Consider the following 17,702-nt stretch of genomic DNA (forward strand, 5'->3'; position numbering starts at 1 on the left):
CCCCATGGCAACCGCTCCGACCCTCGCCTCATCCGCCCCGCCCGCTCGCGGGCCCGCGGCGGCGCCCGAGATCGACGACAGCGTCGGCATGGACTATCTCGACAGCCTGCCGCGGCGGATCCTGGTCGTGTACCTGCCGCTGGCGCTGTTCGTGTTCGTCCTGCTGTTCCCGTTCTATTGGATGACGATCACGGCGATCAAACCGAACCACCAACTCACCGACTACGAGCATTATTCGCCGTTCTGGGTGGTCGAACCGACGCTGCAGCACATCAAGTACCTGCTGTTCGAAACGTCCTATCCGGGCTGGCTCTGGAACACGCTGGTGGTCTCGGTCTGCTCGACGGTGCTCGCGCTGGCGGCCTCCGTCTTCGCTGCCTATGCGATCGAGCGGCTGCGTTTCACCGGTGCGCGCTTCGTCGGGCTGGCGATCTTCCTCGCCTATCTGGTGCCGCCGTCGATCCTGTTCATCCCGCTGGCGCTGATCGTGTTCGGCTTCGGCATGTACGACACCAAGCTCGCGCTGATCTTCACCTATCCGACGTTCCTGATCCCGTTCTGCACCTGGCTCTTGATGGGCTACTTCCGCTCGATCCCCTACGAGCTGGAGGAATGCGCGCTGATCGACGGCGCCTCGCGCTGGCAGATCCTGACCAAGGTCATCCTGCCGCTCGCGGTGCCGGGCCTGATCTCGGCCGGCATCTTCGCCTTCACGCTCTCGTGGAACGAGTTCATCTACGCGCTGACCTTCATCCAGTCGTCGGAGAACAAGACCGTGCCGGTCGGCGTGCTGACCGAGCTGGTGCGCGGCGACGTGTTCGAGTGGGGCTCGCTGATGGCCGGCGCATTGATCGGCTCGCTGCCGGTGGTGATCCTCTACTCGTTCTTCGTCGACTACTACGTGTCGTCGATGACGGGCGCGGTGAAGGAATGACGTCCTCCGGCCTGTAACGACTGGGCTGCGACGGACCGGGCTGCGACGACAGGGCTGCGACGGACGGGCGGCGGCGCGGCGCTGGCCCGCGGCGCCGCAGCCTGTTAGGCACGGGTTCTCCCGTTGCGATCCCCGAGGATCTCCATGCCGAAATTCGCCGCCAATCTGACCCTGATGTTCACCGAGCGGGACTTCCTCGACCGCTTCGACGCCGCAGCCGATGCCGGCTTCGCGGCGGTTGAGTTCATGTTTCCCTATGACCACGCGCCGGAAGCGATCGCCGAGCGGCTGACGCGCAACGATCTGACGCTCGCGCTGTTCAACCTGCCGCCCGGCAACTGGGCGGCCGGCGAACGCGGCTTCGCCGCCCTGCCCGGCCGGTTCGACGACGTGAAGGCGAGCGTCGACAAGGCGCTCGACTATGCGCGGGCGACCGGCGTCAAGCGGCTGCACATGATGGCCGGGCTCGCCGACGCGAATGCGCCCGAGGCGCAGGTCGCCTATCGCCGCGCAGTCGAATACGCGGCCGAGCGGCTCGGCGCGGTCGGCGTAGACGTCGTGCTCGAGCCGATCAACGGCCGCAACATGCCCGGCTATTTCATGAACTCGTTCAAGGCCGCGGCGGCGCTGATCGAGGATCTCGGGCGCCCGAACGTCAAGCTGCTGTTCGACATCTACCATCGCCAGATCCTCCACGGCGATGTCACCGTAGCGCTGCGCGAGCTGCTGCCCCTGATCGGCCATGTGCAGGTCGCCTCGGTACCGTCGCGCAACGAGCCGGACGGCGAGGAGCTGAACTACGTCTACCTGTTCGCGCAACTCGACCGGCTCGGCTACGCCGGCTTCGTCGGCTGCGAGTACAATCCGCGCGGACCGACGCTCGAAGGGCTCGGCTGGTTCGAGCGCTACAAGCGGCGGCGCTGACGGGCGGGCGGGGCGAAGAGCACGCGCGTCGAACACGCGAGTACGCGCCCCCTCCGATCGTCCCTCCCCGACTTCCGTCTCGTTCCGCAGCGGCGGCCGGCCGGCTAATGTCGGCGTCGAAGAGCCGCGTCGAACCGGCCCCGCGCGAGAGGATCCGCATCCCATGACCACCCCCGTCGAGCGCCTGGACGGAGACTTCGACTATATCGTCGTCGGAGCCGGCTCCGCCGGCTGCGTGCTGGCGAACCGGCTCTCCGCCGATCCGACCAAGCGCGTGCTGGTGCTGGAGGCCGGCGGGCGCGACAACTGGATCTGGTTCCACATCCCGGTCGGCTACCTGTTCGCGATCGGCAATCCGCGCGCTGACTGGCTGTTCGAGACCGAGAAGGAGCCGGGCCTCAACGGCCGCTCGCTCAAGTATCCGCGCGGCAAGGTGATCGGCGGCTGCTCGGCGATCAACGGCATGATCTCGATGCGCGGTCAGGCGGCCGACTACGATCATTGGCGGCAACTGGGGCTCGCCGGCTGGGGCTGGGACGAGGTCCGGCCGATCTTCCGCAAGCTCGACGACCATTTCCTCGGCGACAGCGAGCACCATGCGGTCGGCGGTGAGTATCGGGTCGAGAAGGCGCGACTGCACTGGGCCGTGCTCGACGCGGTCGCGGCTGCCGCGCAGGAGATGGGTGTACCCGCGACCGAGGACTTCAACCGCGGCGACAATACCGGGGTCGGCTATTTCCACGTCAATCAGAAGCGCGGCATCCGCTGGTCGACCGCGCGCGGCTTCCTGAAGCCGGCGCTGAAGCGGCCGAACCTGAAGCTCGAAACCGGCGTATTGGTCGAGAAGGTCCTGGTCGAGAACGGCCGCGCGACCGGCGTCAGGTTCCGGCGCGATGGCCGGACCATCGAGGCACGCGCGCGCGGCGAGGTGATCCTGTCGGCCGGCGCGATCGGCTCGATCCAGATCCTGCAACTCTCCGGCATCGGGCCGGGCGAATGGCTGGCCGAACACGGGCTTCCGGTCGTGCTCGACAAGCCGGGCGTCGGCCGCAACCTGCAAGACCATCTGCAACAGCGGGCGATCTTCAAAGTCTCGGGCATCAAGACGCTCAACGAGACCTATCATTCGCTGACCGGCCGGGCGCTGATGGGGCTCGAATATCTGGTGAACCAGAGCGGGCCGATGGCGATGGCGCCGTCGCAGCTCGGCATCTTCACCAAGTCCTCGCCCGACCACGAGCGCTCGAACATCGAGTTCCACGTCCAGCCGCTGTCGCTCGACAAGTTCGGCGAGCCGCTGCATCGCTTCCCCGCCATCACGGTCAGCGCCTGCAATCTGCGGCCATCCTCGCGCGGCGTCGTCAAGCTGCGCTCGGCCGACCCGAGCGCCAAGCCGATCATCGCGCCGAACTACCTCTCGACCGACGACGACCGCACGGTGGCGGCGGATGCGATCCGGGTGACGCGCCGGCTGATGAAGCAGGCGGCGATGGCGCCCTATCGGCCGGAAGAGTATCTTCCCGGCCCTACGGTGGGCGACGACGACGCGGCGCTCGCCAAGGCGGCCGGCGACATCGGCACGACGATTTTCCACCCCGTCGGCACCGCCAAGATGGGCCTCGCCTCCGACCCGATGGCGGTCGTCGACGAGCGTCTGCGCGTGTTCGGCATCGAAGGCCTGCGCGTGATCGACGCCTCGATCATGCCGACCATCACCTCCGGCAACACCAACACGCCGACGCTCATGATCGCCGACAAGGGCGCGCGGATGGTGCTGGAGGACGCGGGCTGACGCGCGAGCAATGACCTCGCCGATCGACCCGCACGAAACGCATATCGTCATTATGCATATATGCAAAAATCGCATATCATCCCTGCATAAAATGCAAAATTCTCCTTTTTGATGAAGCGCTTAGCTCTTCCGGTCTCCGCGATCTTCTCTTAAATCGGTGTGATCCACCGCAACGGTGCCGCTCGCGTCCTCGAGACGGCCCTTCCGGAGAGTTTCGCGATGCTGATGTCCGTGCATTCCCGCATTCATTCCCCCGCGCTCGCCGACAAGCTGATGACCGCGGAGGAAGCGGCCGAACTGATCCCGTCCGGCGCGACGATCGGCATGAGCGGCTTCACGGGCGCCGGCTACCCGAAGGCGGTGCCGCAGGCGCTCGCCAAGCGCATCGAGGCCGAGCATGCGCGCGGGCGGCCGTTCAAGGTCAGCGTCTGGACCGGCGCCTCGACCGCACCGGAGCTCGACGGCGCGCTCGCCAAGGCCGACGGCATCGAGATGCGCCTGCCCTACCAGTCCGATCCGACCTGCCGCGAGCGCATCAACGCCGGCCAGATGGAATATATCGACATCCATCTCTCCCACGTCGCCCAGCACGTCTGGTTCGGCTTTCTCGGCAAGCTCGACGTGGCGGTGGTCGAGGTGGTCGGCATCCATGCCGACGGCAGCCTGATCCCGTCGACCTCGATCGGCAACAACAAGACCTGGCTCGATCAGGCCGACAAGATCATCATCGAGGTCAACACGCGCCAGGATGCCCGGCTCGCCGGCATGCACGACGTCTATTACGGTACGCAGATCCCGCCGCACAGGAAGCCGATCCCGATCCTGTCGGCCGGCGACCGGATCGGCGAGGCATCGCTGCGCTGCGATCCGTCGAAGGTCATCGCCGTGGTCGAGACCGACGCGCCGGACCGCAACTCGGCCTTCGCCGCGCCCGACGCGACGTCGGAGGCGATCGCCGGCCACATCATCGACTTCCTCGGCCACGAGGTGAAGAAGGGCCGCCTGCCGGCCTCGCTGCTGCCGCTGCAGTCCGGCGTCGGCAACGTCGCCAATGCGGTGATGGCGGGCCTGCAGACGAGCCCGTTCGAGGAGATGACCGCCTACACCGAGGTGTTGCAGGACGGCATGCTGAACCTGCTGCGCTCCGGCAAGCTCGCCTTCGCCTCGGCGACCGCGCTGTCGCTGAGCCCGGCCGGCAACGAGGCGTTCGAGCGCGATCTCTCTTTCTACCGCGACCGCATCGTGCTGCGGCCGCAGGAGATCTCCAACCATCCGGAGGTGATCCGCCGCCTCGGCGTGATCGCCATGAACGGGCTGATCGAGGCCGACATCTATGGCAACGTCAATTCGACGCACATCGGCGGCACCCGGATCATGAACGGCATCGGCGGCTCGGGCGATTTCGCCCGCAATGCCTATCTGTCGTTCTTCATGACGCCGTCGACCGCCAAGCACGGCACGATCTCGGCGATCGTGCCGATGGTGACCCATGTCGATCACACCGAGCACGACGTGCAGGTGATCGTCACCGAACAGGGCCTCGCGGATCTGCGCGGCCTGTCACCGAAGAAGCGCGCGGGCCAGATCATCGCCAATTGCGCGCATCCGAGCTTCCGCCCGGCGCTCTCGGCCTATTATGACGCGGCGATGCACCGGTCGCCCGGCCTGCACACGCCGCATCTGATGTCGGAAGCCTTCGACTGGATCCCGAACTGGAAGGCGGCTCAGGGCTGAGCCGCCGTCTCCTCTCGGATCGCGCCGTCCGGCGGCGGCTCAGAAGCCCATCCGCTCGCGGAACTTCTCCCAGAACAGCCGGCCCTTCACCGCGAAGGGCCAGGCGACATGGCCGAAGATCGGGTCGATCTTCGTGACCGGCAGATCGAGCTCCTCGGCCGTGCCGCCCGCGGTCCGGCGGGCGAGCATGCGGCCCATGGCGGTCGCCATCGCGACGCCGCGGCCGTTGTAGCCAAGGCCGATGTGAAGGCCCGGCGCCGGCTCGTGCACATGCGGCAGGTGATCCCAGGTGATCGCGGTCTGGCCGTTCCACACATGCGTCCAGAGCGCGTTCTCGAGCGCCGGGAACAGGCGCCGCGCATGCGAGACCAACCCGCGATAGTCGGAGAAGGTCGCGCTGTCGCGCAGCACGCTGCGGCCGCCCATCAGGAACCGGCCCTGATCGTCGACCCGGTAATAGGCATAGGCCGCCGACATCTCGTAGAGCACCGGCCGTGTCGGCATGATCGCGGCCGCGATCTCCGCCGGCAGCGGCGCGGTCGCGGCGATCGCCGAGAAGGCCGGCACGATCGAGCGGCGCAGGCCCGGCCACAGATCGTCGGAATAGCCGTTGGTGGCGATGACGACCCGGTCGGCCGTGACTGTTCCGGTGGCCGTCCGCAGCGTCCAGCCCGCGCCCGTCTGCGTCAGGCCGAGCACCGCGGTGCGCGTGACGATCCGGGCGCCGGCGGCGAGCGCCGCCTTGGCGAGGCCACGCGCGTAGCCGAGCGGGTTCACCTGACCGCCGCGCCGATCGTAGGCGCCGAACGAATAGGCATGCGAACCGGTCAGCGCGACCATCTTTTCGGCATCGGCGAGTTCGACCGGCGCACCGCGCTCGGCCCACTGCCGCTGATAGGTCCGGATGCCTGCCTCCGAACGCTTCGAGACCGCGGCCCGAATTGTCCCGCCGCGCACCGGCGCGCAGTCGATGCCGTGCTTCTGGATCAGCTCGAAGACGAGATCGGGCGCGCTGTCGCCGAGCCGGGCCATGCGCTTGCCGAGATCGGCGCCGAAGCCGCTCTCCAGCTCCTCGGGCTCCCACTTGAGCCCGGCGTTGACCTGCCCGCCATTGCGTCCCGACGCGCCCCAGCCGATCTCGTTTGCCTCGATGACGATGACGTCAATGCCGGCTTCCGCCAGATGCAGCGCGGTCGACAGGCCGGTGTAGCCGCCGCCGACGATGGCGACCCGGGTTGTGACATCGCCGGCAAGCGGTGCGGTTTCCGGCGCCGGCTGGGCGGTCTCGGCATAGAGGGACTTCGGCAGCGGCTTCTGGGGGACGACGACGGACAACGGGGCAACTCCGGAGCATGGCGGGGCGGTGGTATCCCGGCCGGCCCGGACGGGCCAAGGATCGCGATGCCGAGACCAAGCGGCGCGGCCTCACCTCGGCGACGCTGGCGCCGAACAATAGCAAGGCTCACGCCGTCGAGCCGCGCGCCGGATGCGGGTCCGGCCTGCCTCTCAAGCCGCCGTCGCCTTGCGCGTGAAGGCAAGCGCCAGCGCGCCGCCGGTCGCGGCTGCCGCGAGCCGGGCGCGATGGGTAAATGCGCCCGGACGCCCCGCCGCCCAATCGTCGAGCGTGACGTGCAGATCCTCGCCCGGATCGAGATTGCCGGTGTAGAGCACGAGGCGGTCCGTAGTCGAAGCCGTGCGCGCCGCGACCGGATCGGCGCGCCATTCGGCGCGATCGAGAAAGGCGACGAAGGACGCGAAGTAAAGGAAACCCGCGCCGTTGAAGTCGGTCGCCGGACAAGGCGAGAAGATCGCCGGGCCGAACCGCTCGGCCAGGCGCGCGGTGGCGGTCGGCGCTTCGAGATCGCCCGTAGCGAAGTCGTCCGTAACGACCGGGCGGCCGGCACGATGCTCGCCGGCGATCCGCGCCAGCTCGCTGCCGAACCCGTCTGCCGCGGCGAGCGGCAGGCCCGGCACCTCGAAGCGTGCGATCGTGTGATTGCCGCCGCCGGTGCGGTGGACGAAGGTCGAGACGAGTTCGACCTCGCCGGCCGGCGCGCCATCGAGCGCGAGCCGGTGCAGGCTCGCGATCTGGGTCTTCGACACTCGGCCGACGCGGGAGCGGATCGTCAACCGGCCGTTCTCGACCGCGGCGACGAAGCGCGCGCCGCGGATCCTGAGCGCGCAGAAGGCGGCATAGACCGGTTCGCCACGCACGGTGGCGAAGTCCGGCACCGCGCGGCCGGCGGCTTGCGCCAGCATCAGCCAATGGATGTGGCCGAGTTCCTTGAGCAGCCACTGCTCCGACAGCCCCATCAGCGCCAGATGCGGCATGCCGAGCACGACCGCGGTCTCCATCTCGCCCGTCGCCGGCGCCGACCCTGCCGACACCGATGCGGAGGCGAGCGCGACGCGGACCTCCTCGGCCGTGGCCGAACCCGGGGCGAAGGATCGGAGCGGCTGGTTCATGGGCTCACTCCGCCGCCGAGAGGTTGGTCGCCGCCTGCATGCGCTCGACGATACGATCGGCGATGTGGGCCGCGTCGCGGGCGACGCCGGAGAAGCGGCCCGAGCCCCAGGTGTGCAGCCACGGCAGGCCGAGGAAATAGACGCCCGGCGTGCCGGTGACGCCGCGATGGTGCTTCGGATGGCCGGCGCCGTTGAAGACCGGCGCGTCGAGCCAGGAGAAATCCGGCCGGAAGCCGATGCACCAGATGATCGAGCCGATGCCGGCCGCGTCGAGATCGAGCGTCGGCGACGGCGCATCCGGCTGCCAGACCGGCGTGTAGACCGAGGCCGGCGGGGCCTCGATGCCCTGTTCGGCGATCCACTTGTCGATGGCGGCGTTGATGCCGTTGTAGACGCGGTCGGCCTCGTCGAGCGCCGCCGTCAACGTGTCCTTGAAGCGCAATACCGCGCCGTCGGCGCCGTCGAGCAGCCCGTAGAGGCGCATGCCCTCGAGCGCGAAGCGGCGCAGGTCGATATCGCGGCCGCCGTCGCGGCCGGTGACATAGTGGTTGGTGTTGTCGCGCACCCCCTCGCGCAGGGGATGCTTCTCGACCGGCATGTCGTAGTAGCCCATGTCGTGCAGCCAGGCGACGACGTCGCGGCCCCGGTAGAAGCGTGCGCAGCGCGGCGCATCGCCGACCGCCAGATGCACCTCGCGGCCGGCGAGATGCAGATCCTCGGCGATCTGCGCCCCGGACTGGCCCGAGCCGACCACCAGCACGGCGCCGTCCGGCAGCGCCTGCGGATTGCGGTACTGCTCGGAATGGAGCTGCGCGACATGGCCCGGCAGCCGCTCGGCGAGGCGCGGGATGATCGGCTGGTGATAGCCGCCGGAGGTCACGACGACCTGATCGGCGATGGTGGTGCCGACTGTGGTCGCGACGACGAAGGCGCCGTCCTCGCGCGGGGTGACGCGCAACACCGCGACCCCCTCGAGAATCGGCGGTGCGACCTTGGCGCGGAAAGCATCGAGATAGGCGACGATCTCGTCGCGCTTCATGAAGCCGTGCGGATCCGGGCCGTCGTAAGGATGCCCCGGCAACTGGCACTGCCAGTTCGGCGTCACGAGGCAGAAATTGTCCCAGCGCTGCGTGCGCCAGGCGTGCATGGCCGTCTCCTTCTCGAACACGACATGATCGATGCCGCGCGTCTTGAGGAAATGGCTGATCGACAGACCGGCTTGCCCACCGCCGATCACGGCGACGGAGACGTGCTCGGGGGCGGTCCTGTTGGCCGTGGCGGTCTTGAGGGCCGAGGTCTGGGCAGACGACATGGGCGCGATCCTCGTCATTCTTCGAAGCGGACGACGCCGACACGGGCGTCGGGTGTGGCGCGGAAGCGTTCGGCGGCTGCCTCGATGCGGGCGAGCTGGCCGAGCGCGAGCGAGCAGGCGTGGCCGTAGCGCGCCTTGACCCGTTCGCTCGCCGTGTGGAGCGCCGTCGAGGCGCGACCGAGGAAATCGTCGAGCGCGTAGGTCTCGCCGACGGCGAGGTGGTCCTTGACGACCAGGGAGGGCGAGTAGCAGCTCTCGGTGCTGCCATCCGGCCAGCGGACGTGGAAGCGCATCTCAGGCAAGGGCGAACTCCGTCGATCGAGTGGCGGCCGGCGCCGGGGCGGCCGATCCGACCGTGGCGGACAGCCGGGCGTAGGCGGGCAGATGGGCTTCGGCGACGGCCGCCCACGCGTGGCGGGCAGCGACCGCGAAGCCGGCGACGATCAGGGCGCGGCGCCGCCCCGGCGCGAGGCTCGCGGCCATGGCGGCCGCGATCGAATGCGGATCGGCCGGTTCGCACCACGCGGCGTCCGCCGGACCGAGATATTCGGTGAAGGGCGCGATGCGCGACGCGATCACCGGCGTGCCGCAGGCCATCGCCTCGATCACCGCGAGGCCGAAGCCCTCCGCGATCGAGGGAAACAAGAGCGCGTCGGCGGCGCGGTAGAGCGCGGCGACCTCGGGATCCGGCAGCGGGCCGAGGATGGTGACGGCATCCTCGGGAAGCCCGCTCGCCGCGCGTGCGGCATCGAAGGCAGCGCGATAGGCGCCGTGATCGAGCACGGAGGCGCCGCCCGCGATGATCCAGCGTGCCCCGGGGTGCTCGGCCCGGAACAGCCGGAACGCTTCGAGCGCGCGCGCACTGTTCTTGCGCGGCTCGATGCCGCCGAGCGACACGAAGACGGGACCGCGCCGGGGCCGAGGCGCTCGGCGAGCGTGACGTCCGCCGCATCGGGCTGCGGGCTGAATCGGGAGAGATCGACACCGTTGCCGACCACGGTCGTCGCGCGGTCGAAATCCGCGCGGAGACGCGCCTGCCAGTGCCGGCTGACGACGAAGAGTTCGTCCGCGGCCTCGACCGAGCGGCGTTGCAGGGCCATCAGGCGCGGGTCGTCGAAATCGTCGAGATGGTGCACGGTGCGGGCGAAGCCGGGGATCAGGCCCCTCGCCTTCAGCCGCGCCAGCGCATTGCCGCCGATGCCGTCGCCGGTGTGCCAGACGTCGAAGTCGCGGGCGTGCGCCGGTTCGAAGTGGCGGACGAAGTCCTCGATCCGCGTCTCGACCACATCGGCGAGCGAGCCCGTGGCGGCGCTCCCTCGCACGACGACGGTCTCCGAGGCCGTGTCGCGGAAGAAGCCACGCCCGGCGACGCCCGGCGCGTGGACGACGACGCGGTGCCCGAGCGCCGTCAGCGCCTCGCCGAGTTGCAGCGCATGGACCACGCCGCCGCGCGGGTTGGTCGAGTGGGTCAAGAGCGCGATACGCAGGCGGAAGCGGCGGCTCATGGCGTAGCCTCCGACAGAGGTTCGACAGCCGCGAAGCCGGGCGGCGCGCAGCCGAGCAGTTCCGTACGGCCGAGATCGACGATGACTTCGCGCGCCGTGCCCTGCCGGATCGCGACCTCGTGGCCGGGTTCGATCGCACCGATATCCGCGGCGGCGATGTCTCGGCCGGCGAACAGCGCCAGCACCGCGCCGACGGTCTCCGGCCGGACCGCGATCAGATAGCCGTAGCTCGGGAAACTCTGGAACCAGCGCGCGAGCGGCACGCCGGGCGGGGCCGGCACGGCTTCGATATCGATGGTCACGCCGACGCCCGAGCATTCCGCCAGCATCGCGGCGGTGCCGACGATGCCGGCCTGGCTGATGTCCTTGGCGGCCATGGCGAGACCCGTCTCGGCGATCAGCGGCAGGAGTTCGAGGTCGCCGCGCAGGCGTGCGGGCGGAGCGGTCGTCGCGGCCTCCCAGTTGGAGAACGGCTCGCGATAGCGGCCGCGCAGGTCGACCGCCATGACGAGCCGGTCGCCGGGGCGCGCGTCGAAGCTGGTCAGCAGCGCCTTGGCCTTGCCGAGGATCGCGACCGCGAGCTGCGATTGGCCGGTCGCGAGGTTGGAATGACCGCCGACGATGGGCACGCCGAAGGCATCCGCGGCTGCCCGCATGCCGGCGAGCACCGGCTCGGCCGCCGCCTCGCCGGCCGCCCACAGCGCATCGACCACCGCGACGGGCCGACCGCCCATCGCGGCGACGTCGGAGATGTTGACCATCACCCCGCACCAGCCGGCGAACCACGGATCGCCGGCGACGAACTCGTTCATGAAGCCTTCGATGGCGAACAGGCTGTAGCCGTCGCCATGGGGATCGCCGCGCAATCGTCGCCGACCGGCACCGTGTCTCGGCCCGCGAGCCCGAGCCGGCGCGCGACCCGGCCGATATCGGCCTTGGCGGCGAGGCCACGGGCGGCGCGGAGCGCGGCGGCGAGATCGGCGAGGACGGGCGGGGCTTGCGTCATGCCGCCTTCCTCCAGGTCCGGAAGCCGGTCTCGGCGGCCTCGAATGGCGGATAGTGCGCGAGGTCGGCTTGCATCAGGTGATGCGGTCGGCCGTGCAGCTCGACGATGTCGAGCGTCTGCCAGTGCAGACGGCGGAACAGCAACGCGTTCTGCGCCTGCACATGGGCGAGGAAGCGCGTGCAGCCGCGCGCGTGGGCGGAGGAGACCGCCAGTCGGATCAGCGCCGCGCCGAGGTGGCCCACTTTCCGAAACTCCGGCGCGACCGCGAGCCGCGAGCCCCACCAGAGGCCGGGCTCCGCCTCATGGATACGCACCGTACCGACCACCGCATCGGCGGCGACGCCGAGCATGGAGATCGCAACGATCGGGATCGCGACCTCATCGATCGCGTCGCGATCATGGGTGTCGAACAGGCCCTGTTCGACGCAGAACACCTCGCGCCGGAGCCGCGCCGCGCCGGCGCGCTCCCAGGGCGTGGTCGCGAACTTGACCTGGTATTCGGCCGCGACGAAAGGGGCGACGGGTTCGAAGATCATGCGCAGCCCCCCGCCTGGCGGCCACGCTCGTAGGTCGACAGCGCCGAACAGGCGCCGCATTTGGCGCATCCGGCCTTGGCGTCGATCGCCTTCAGGCCGCTCGCAACCAGCATGGCCGACAGCGGCTCGAGGATCGCATGCATGAAAGCCGGCGACGGCGTCGGGTGGCTTTCGAGCGGCGTGCCGGAGATCGGTACGAAGGGCACGACGAAGGGATAGACGCCGAGATCGGTCAGCCGGCGCGACACGGCGAGGATGTCTTCGACGCTGTCGCCGAGGCCGGCGAGAATGTAGGTCGAGACTTGGCCCCGCCCGAACACCAGCACGGCGGCGGCGAAGGCGTCAAAATAGGTCTCGACGCCGACCTGCGCCTTGCCCGGCATGATGCGCTGGCGCACGGGCTCGGTGACCGCTTCGAGATGCATGCCTAGCGCGTCGGCGCCGGCGTCCTTCAGGCGGCGGAACCAGCCGAAATCGTCCGGCGGCTCGCATTGGACCTGGATGGGCAGATCGACGGCGGCCTTCACCGCCCGCACGCTCTCCTCGAGGATGGCGGCGCCGCGATCGTGGCCCGGCGGCGTGCCGGTGGTCATCACCATGTGCCGCACCCCGTCGAGTTCGACGGCGGCCTTGGCGACCTCGGCCAGTTGTTCGGGCGTCTTGCGCTCGATCGTCCGGCCGGCGGCGAGCGACTGGCCGATGGCGCAGAACTGGCAGGTCTTGGTGCGGCTCTGATAGCGCACACAGGTCTGCAGCACGGTCGTCGCCAACACGTCGCGGCCGTGCAGGACGGCGATCTTCGAGTAAGGCACGCCGTCGGCGGTCTGCCGGGCATAGAAGCGCGGCGTGCCGGGGAAGCTCACCTCCGCGATCGGCAGACCGTCGATCAGCAGACGGCTGCGGCCGAAGGCGTCGGGCTTCTCGACCAGATACGGGCTCTCGAAGGCCGGCGCGGTGTGGACCGGCACCATGACCGTCATACCGTCGATGGTGATCGCCTTGTGGTCGGACGGACCGGCGCCGCCGCGTCGGCTTTCGTGGCCGGCCTTCGGATCAACGAGCCGGACGCCCGAAGACTGCAACGCGTTGATCAGTTCCGCGGTCGGCATCGGCAGGGGCTTCGTCTGTTCCATGGGGCTCACTCGCGCTGGAGAAGACGGTCTCGGGCCGGCCCCCATGCAGGGGCACGGCCGGGCGGGCATCGAGATTGAGGCTGAGCAGTTCAGGGCGGGCGTAATGGCCGACGCTGTCCATCATGCGCTTGCGCTTGGTGATCAGGCCGAGGTCCAGATCCGCGACGAGCAGGCCCTCGCCGCTCGTCAGCGGCGGCACGACGTGGGCGCCCTCGGGGCTGACGATCGCGGTCATGCAGCCGCCGGAGACGGCGCGGCGCAGCGCCGGCTCGGGCGAGATCGAGGCGATCTGCTCCTCGGTCAGCCAGCCGGTGGCATTGATGACGAAGCAGCCGGATTCGAGTGCATGGTGGCGGATCGTCACCTCGATCTGGTCGGCGAAGATCGGACCGACCAGCGAGCCTGGAAACTGCGCGACGTGGATCTCCTCGTGCTGCGCCATCAGGGCGTAGCGGGCGAGCGGGTTGTAGTGCTCCCAGCAGGCGAGCGCGCCGACCCGACCGACCGCGGTATCGACCACCTTGAGGCCGGCGCCGTCGCCCTGGCCCCAGATCATTCGCTCATGGAAGGTCGGCGTGATCTTGCGGCGCTTGAGTTTCAGCAAGCCGTCGGCATCGAAGATCAGTTGGGCGTTGTAGAGCGAGCCGTGGTCGCGCTCGTTGACGCCGAGGACGATCACCATGCCGTGCCGGCGCGCGCTCGCGGCGACCGCGTCGGTCGCCGGGCTTGGCACCACGACGGCATTCTCATAGAGCCGCAGGTGCTCCTTGCCGGTCAGGACCGGCGGCAGGATGAACGAAAAATACGGATACCAGGGCACGAAGGTCTCGGGAAACACGAGGATCTTCACGCCCTTGGCGGCGGCCTCGTCGATCGCGGCGAGTACCTTCTCGATCGTGCCCTCGCGGGAGACGAGATCTGGCGCGATCTGCGCGGCGGCGGCGCGGACGATGGTCGGTCGGGTCGGTTCGGCCATGGGGCGACCTCTTGAGCGTGCTTCGAGCGATGTCCGGGAGCGCCGGCTTTCGGCGCGGTCCCGGACCGAGGGCGCGGGACCGGGGCAGGCCGCGCCGGGGGTATCGATCCCTCGCGGCCTGCCCGGTCTCATCATCGGCGGACGCCGGCGGCGCCCGCCCTGGCCTCGCTCAGAGGGTCCAGGTGTCGAGGATGAAGGCGTTGTCCCGGCGGTGCAGGAGGATGATGTCCATCACGTCGAGCGGGCTGATCGGGGTGATGCCAGGGATCAGCGCGCCCTCGCCGTGACCGTAGAGCGCCTGGAGCGCGAAGCGGCAGGCGTAGACCTTGCCGCCGTCGGCGAGGATCTTCTCGATGCGGTTGTTGAAGTTCAGGTGGCCGGGGAAGGCCTCGTCGCCGAGCTTGGGGAAGCCGCGCTGGACACCGAGCGTCACGCCCGGACCGTAGAGCAGCACCGAGGTCTCGAAACCCTTCTGGATCAGGCGCGAGGCCTGCAGCAGGTTGACGAGGCCGATCGAGCCCTCGAAGGCGACGGTGTGGAAGGTCACCAGCGCCTTCTCGCCCGGTTGCGCCTTCACGTCCTCGAACACCTTGCTCTCGTAGTCGACGAGGAAATCGCCCTTCTGGTTCGCGGGCTTGGTGACAGCAGGCATGGACCACCTCTCTCAATCGGAATGGGAACGCCGGATCGGGCCCGGGCGGCGCCCGTCGATCCGGCGGGATCACGTCCTCTACGAGAGCAATCGACGTGCCAATTGAATGCTCGCCTTATGAATCAATGACTCACATCAATATGCATTCAATTATACACTCAATTTCATCAGACCCTTTTGCCCAGGATAAGGGCAATTGCCTAGGTCCAAATGCCTAGTTTCGGGCCTTTATCAAAGCCCAAAGCCGATGGTTCGCGATCCTATCGGCAGACATTTGAAGCCCTTGACGCCGACCGATCCAGTCACAATCCATACAATCAAACACCGCGTCCATACCCAGTGTTTCAATCTCCGTGCCACCCATGCATTGCGCGCGAAACGGCCACGCTCGCGCAGGACGTGACAGAGGGGCTTGCAACAAGATACAGTCAATTTCGACAAGGCCGGCCGCGCAGGCGACTGCTGTGCCCGGATCGACCGCCCTGCCCCATCCCAAGCGCTGGCCGCGGCGCTGCCCCTCCGACGAGCCGACCAGACAAACACCGATGCCCGATTGGATCCCCGATATCGCCGCAAGCCCGCTGCCCCGCTATCTCGCCATCGCCGAGGCGATCCAGGACGACGTCCGGGCCGGGCGGCTCGCGGTCGGCGACCGGCTGCCGCCGCAGCGCGCGCTGGCCGTCCGGCTCGGCATCGACTTCACCACGGTGGCCCGCGGCTATACCGAGGCGCAGAAGCGCGGGCTGATCGACAGCCATGTCGGCCAGGGCACGTTCGTGCGCGGCACGCGGGCGCCCGCCGCGCGGCCGAGCGGCAGGCCCTCGCCGGTCGACCATTCGATGAACCTGCCGCCGGAGCCGGATGATCCGGCGCTGATCGAGCGCATGCGCGGCGGGTTGGAGGCGGTCGGGCAGGATCTCGTCTCGTTGCTGCGCTACCAGGGTTTTGGCGGCAACGAGGCCGACAAGGATGCCGCCGCCAACTGGCTCGGGCGGCGTGCGCTCGTGCCGGCGCAGGAGCGCATCTTCGTGACGCCGGGCGCGCATCCGGCGCTGCTCGGCATCTTCTCGGTGCTCGCCAAGCCCGGCGATGTCGTGCTCGCCGAGGCGATCACCTATCCGGGCGCCCGGTCGATCACCGCGCAGCTCGGCCTGCGGCTCGTCGGCCTGCCGATGGACGCCGACGGCATCGAGCCGGCCGCCTTCGCCGAGGCCTGCCGGCGCCATCAGCCGAAGGCGCTCTATCTCAATCCGACGCTGCAGAACCCGACCACGCTGACAGTCCCTGAAAAGCGGCGCACCGAGATCGCCGCGATCGCGCGGCGCTACGGCGTGCCCATCGTCGAGGACGACGCCTATGGCTTCATCCCCGCGCATGGGCCGGCGCCGTTCGCCGCGATCGCGCCCGACATCACCTGGCACGTCGCCGGGCTCGCCAAATGCATCGGCGCCGGCCTGCGCGCGGCCTATACGGTGGTGCCGAACGCCAAGGCGGGCTGGCCGTTCGTCGCCGCGATGCGGGCGGCGAGCGTCATGGCCTCGCCGCTGACCGCAGCACTCGCAACGCGCTGGATCGAGGACGGTACGGCGGATGCGATCCTGCGCTTCATCCGTCAGGAGACGGTCGAACGGCAGGCGCTCGCGGCGCGCATCCTGCCGCCGGGCAGTTTTCGCGCCGATCCGCTCAGCTTCTGTCTGTGGGTGCCGCTGCCCGAACCCTGGACGCGGTCGCATTTCGTCGGCCACATGCGCGCGACCGGCCTCGGCGTCGTGGCGAGCGACGCCTTCACGGTCGAGGGTACGCCGATCGAGGCGGTGCGCGTCTGTCTCGGCGGGCCGATCTCGCGCGCCACGCTCGAGCACTCGCTCGAATACATGGCGCACGCACTGACGGAATCGCCGGCGATGGCGTCGTCGTTCCTCTGAGCGAGAAGCGGTCTCAGCCGACCAGCGCCTCGGCGGCGGCGAAGGCCGGCGGCGTGCCGGCGAGCAGCGCGCCGCCCTTCTCCAGGCGGTCCGGCCCGCCGAAACGCACGGTGCCGCCGGCCTCCGCGACCAGCACCATGCCGGCGAAACAGTCCCAGGCGTTGATCTTCTCGTCGTAGTAGCCGACGAGCCGGCCGTCGGCGACATAGGCGAGCATCATCGCGCCCGAGCCGTTGTGATAGGCGACGCCGCCGTTCTGCATCAGCCGCGTCACGAGACCGCCGGTCGCGGCCGCGTCGCAGCGCAGGCTGCCGCCGAAGGCGAACATGCCGCCGCCGAGGCCCCGGCCGACGTCCATGCCGAGCGGCCGGCCGTTGACCGAACCGCCGCGACCGCGTGCAGCGACGAAGGTCTCGCCATGGCGCGGCGCGTGAATGACGCCGAGCACCGGTTCGCCGTCGACCGCCACCGCGATCGAGATGCACCAGTCGGCGAGACCGGCGAGGAACGGGCTCGTGCCGTCGATCGGATCGACGACCCATAGATAGGGAGACTGGCCGGCGGCGACGCCGTATTCCTCGCCCATGAAGGCATCGTCCGGGAAGGCGGCCGCGACCGCGTCGCGGATCAGCCGCTCGACGCGGCGGTCGGCCTCGGAGACGCGATCCTGGCTGCCCTTCTCGGCGATCTCGAGCGTCGCGCGTGCCTCGAAGAAGGCCATGGCGACTTCGCCGGCCTCGCGCGCGATGCGCTCGGCGGCACGCAGACGGACGGCGATCGGATCGTTGGGCTCGGACGACAACGGCA

At 69.3% G+C, this 17,702-nt stretch carries 15 protein-coding genes and 2 pseudogenes; 5 read left to right on the forward strand and 12 right to left on the reverse strand.

The features are described 5' to 3' along the window. Positions 1–88 precede the first annotated feature (88 nt). The 4 genes from ABS361_09305 (at position 89) to ABS361_09320 (ending at position 5,384) form a co-directional block, all read left to right on the forward strand. Positions 89–934, forward strand: coding sequence for a carbohydrate ABC transporter permease (locus ABS361_09305; GenBank protein XBY46864.1), 846 nt, complete (start codon positions 89–91; stop codon positions 932–934). Positions 935–1,078: 144 nt separating this feature from the next. Beyond that, positions 1,079–1,858 (forward strand): 2-oxo-tetronate isomerase, encoded by a 780-nt coding sequence (otnI, locus tag ABS361_09310; protein XBY46387.1) that lies wholly within the window; start codon positions 1,079–1,081, stop codon positions 1,856–1,858. 163 nt (positions 1,859–2,021) lie between these two features. Beyond that, entirely contained in the window at positions 2,022–3,650 is a 1,629-nt protein-coding gene (locus ABS361_09315) for a GMC family oxidoreductase N-terminal domain-containing protein (GenBank protein XBY46388.1), read from the forward strand. Positions 3,651–3,875: 225 nt separating this feature from the next. After that, positions 3,876–5,384, forward strand: a complete 1,509-nt coding sequence (locus tag ABS361_09320; protein ID XBY46865.1) for an acetyl-CoA hydrolase/transferase family protein — start codon at positions 3,876–3,878, stop codon at positions 5,382–5,384. A 39-nt stretch (positions 5,385–5,423) separates the two neighbouring features. On the opposite strand, the gene ABS361_09325 is transcribed toward ABS361_09320, so the two are convergent. The 11 genes and pseudogenes from ABS361_09325 to ABS361_09375 form a co-directional block, all read right to left on the reverse strand. Beyond that, positions 5,424–6,719: an FAD-binding oxidoreductase gene (locus tag ABS361_09325; protein ID XBY46389.1), complete on the reverse strand. Its 1,296-nt coding sequence runs from the start codon at positions 6,717–6,719 to the stop codon at positions 5,424–5,426. 171 nt (positions 6,720–6,890) lie between these two features. Continuing rightward, positions 6,891–7,850, reverse strand: a complete 960-nt coding sequence (locus tag ABS361_09330; GenBank protein XBY46390.1) for a Pnap_2097 family protein — start codon at positions 7,848–7,850, stop codon at positions 6,891–6,893. A 4-nt stretch (positions 7,851–7,854) separates the two neighbouring features. Next, a complete protein-coding gene (locus tag ABS361_09335) occupies positions 7,855–9,162 on the reverse strand; it encodes an MSMEG_0569 family flavin-dependent oxidoreductase (protein ID XBY46391.1) in 1,308 nt (435 codons plus the stop codon). Positions 9,163–9,176: 14 nt separating this feature from the next. Further along, positions 9,177–9,464: an MSMEG_0570 family nitrogen starvation response protein gene (locus tag ABS361_09340; GenBank protein ID XBY46392.1), complete on the reverse strand. Its 288-nt coding sequence runs from the start codon at positions 9,462–9,464 to the stop codon at positions 9,177–9,179. Continuing rightward, on the reverse strand, positions 9,457–10,203 hold the full coding sequence (locus ABS361_09345) for a glycosyltransferase (GenBank protein XBY46866.1): 747 nt from the start codon (positions 10,201–10,203) through the stop codon (positions 9,457–9,459). The genes ABS361_09340 and ABS361_09345 overlap by 8 nt, the downstream gene beginning before the upstream one ends. Next, a pseudogene (locus tag ABS361_09350) lies at positions 10,191–10,667 on the reverse strand (glycosyltransferase). Before ABS361_09350 ends, ABS361_09345 begins: the two are co-directional and overlap by 13 nt. Further along, a pseudogene (locus ABS361_09355) lies at positions 10,664–11,673 on the reverse strand (sll0787 family AIR synthase-like protein). Before ABS361_09355 ends, ABS361_09350 begins: the two co-directional pseudogenes overlap by 4 nt. Beyond that, complete coding sequence (locus ABS361_09360) at positions 11,670–12,209, reverse strand: MSMEG_0567/Sll0786 family nitrogen starvation N-acetyltransferase (GenBank protein XBY46393.1); 540 nt, start codon at positions 12,207–12,209, stop codon at positions 11,670–11,672. Before ABS361_09360 ends, ABS361_09355 begins: the two are co-directional and overlap by 4 nt. Further along, positions 12,206–13,342, reverse strand: coding sequence for an MSMEG_0568 family radical SAM protein (locus ABS361_09365; protein XBY46394.1), 1,137 nt, complete (start codon positions 13,340–13,342; stop codon positions 12,206–12,208). The genes ABS361_09360 and ABS361_09365 overlap by 4 nt, the downstream gene beginning before the upstream one ends. Next, entirely contained in the window at positions 13,263–14,318 is a 1,056-nt protein-coding gene (locus ABS361_09370) for a Nit6803 family nitrilase (protein ID XBY46395.1), read from the reverse strand. The genes ABS361_09365 and ABS361_09370 overlap by 80 nt, the downstream gene beginning before the upstream one ends. Positions 14,319–14,487: 169 nt before the next feature. Next, positions 14,488–14,970 (reverse strand): MSMEG_0572/Sll0783 family nitrogen starvation response protein, encoded by a 483-nt coding sequence (locus tag ABS361_09375; GenBank protein ID XBY46396.1) that lies wholly within the window; start codon positions 14,968–14,970, stop codon positions 14,488–14,490. A gap of 545 nt (positions 14,971–15,515) precedes the next feature. Between ABS361_09375 and ABS361_09380 the strand changes: the two genes are divergently transcribed. Beyond that, on the forward strand, positions 15,516–16,895 hold the full coding sequence (locus ABS361_09380; GenBank protein ID XBY46397.1) for a PLP-dependent aminotransferase family protein: 1,380 nt from the start codon (positions 15,516–15,518) through the stop codon (positions 16,893–16,895). 13 nt (positions 16,896–16,908) lie between these two features. Here the strand turns inward: ABS361_09380 and ABS361_09385 are convergent, their stop codons facing one another. Continuing rightward, on the reverse strand, positions 16,909–17,697 hold the full coding sequence (locus tag ABS361_09385) for an inositol monophosphatase family protein (GenBank protein XBY46398.1): 789 nt from the start codon (positions 17,695–17,697) through the stop codon (positions 16,909–16,911). Positions 17,698–17,702 lie beyond the last annotated feature (5 nt).

This window comes from Ancalomicrobiaceae bacterium S20, from assembly GCA_040269895.1.
Taxonomy (GTDB): Bacteria; Pseudomonadota; Alphaproteobacteria; order Rhizobiales; family Ancalomicrobiaceae; genus Methyloraptor; species Methyloraptor flagellatus.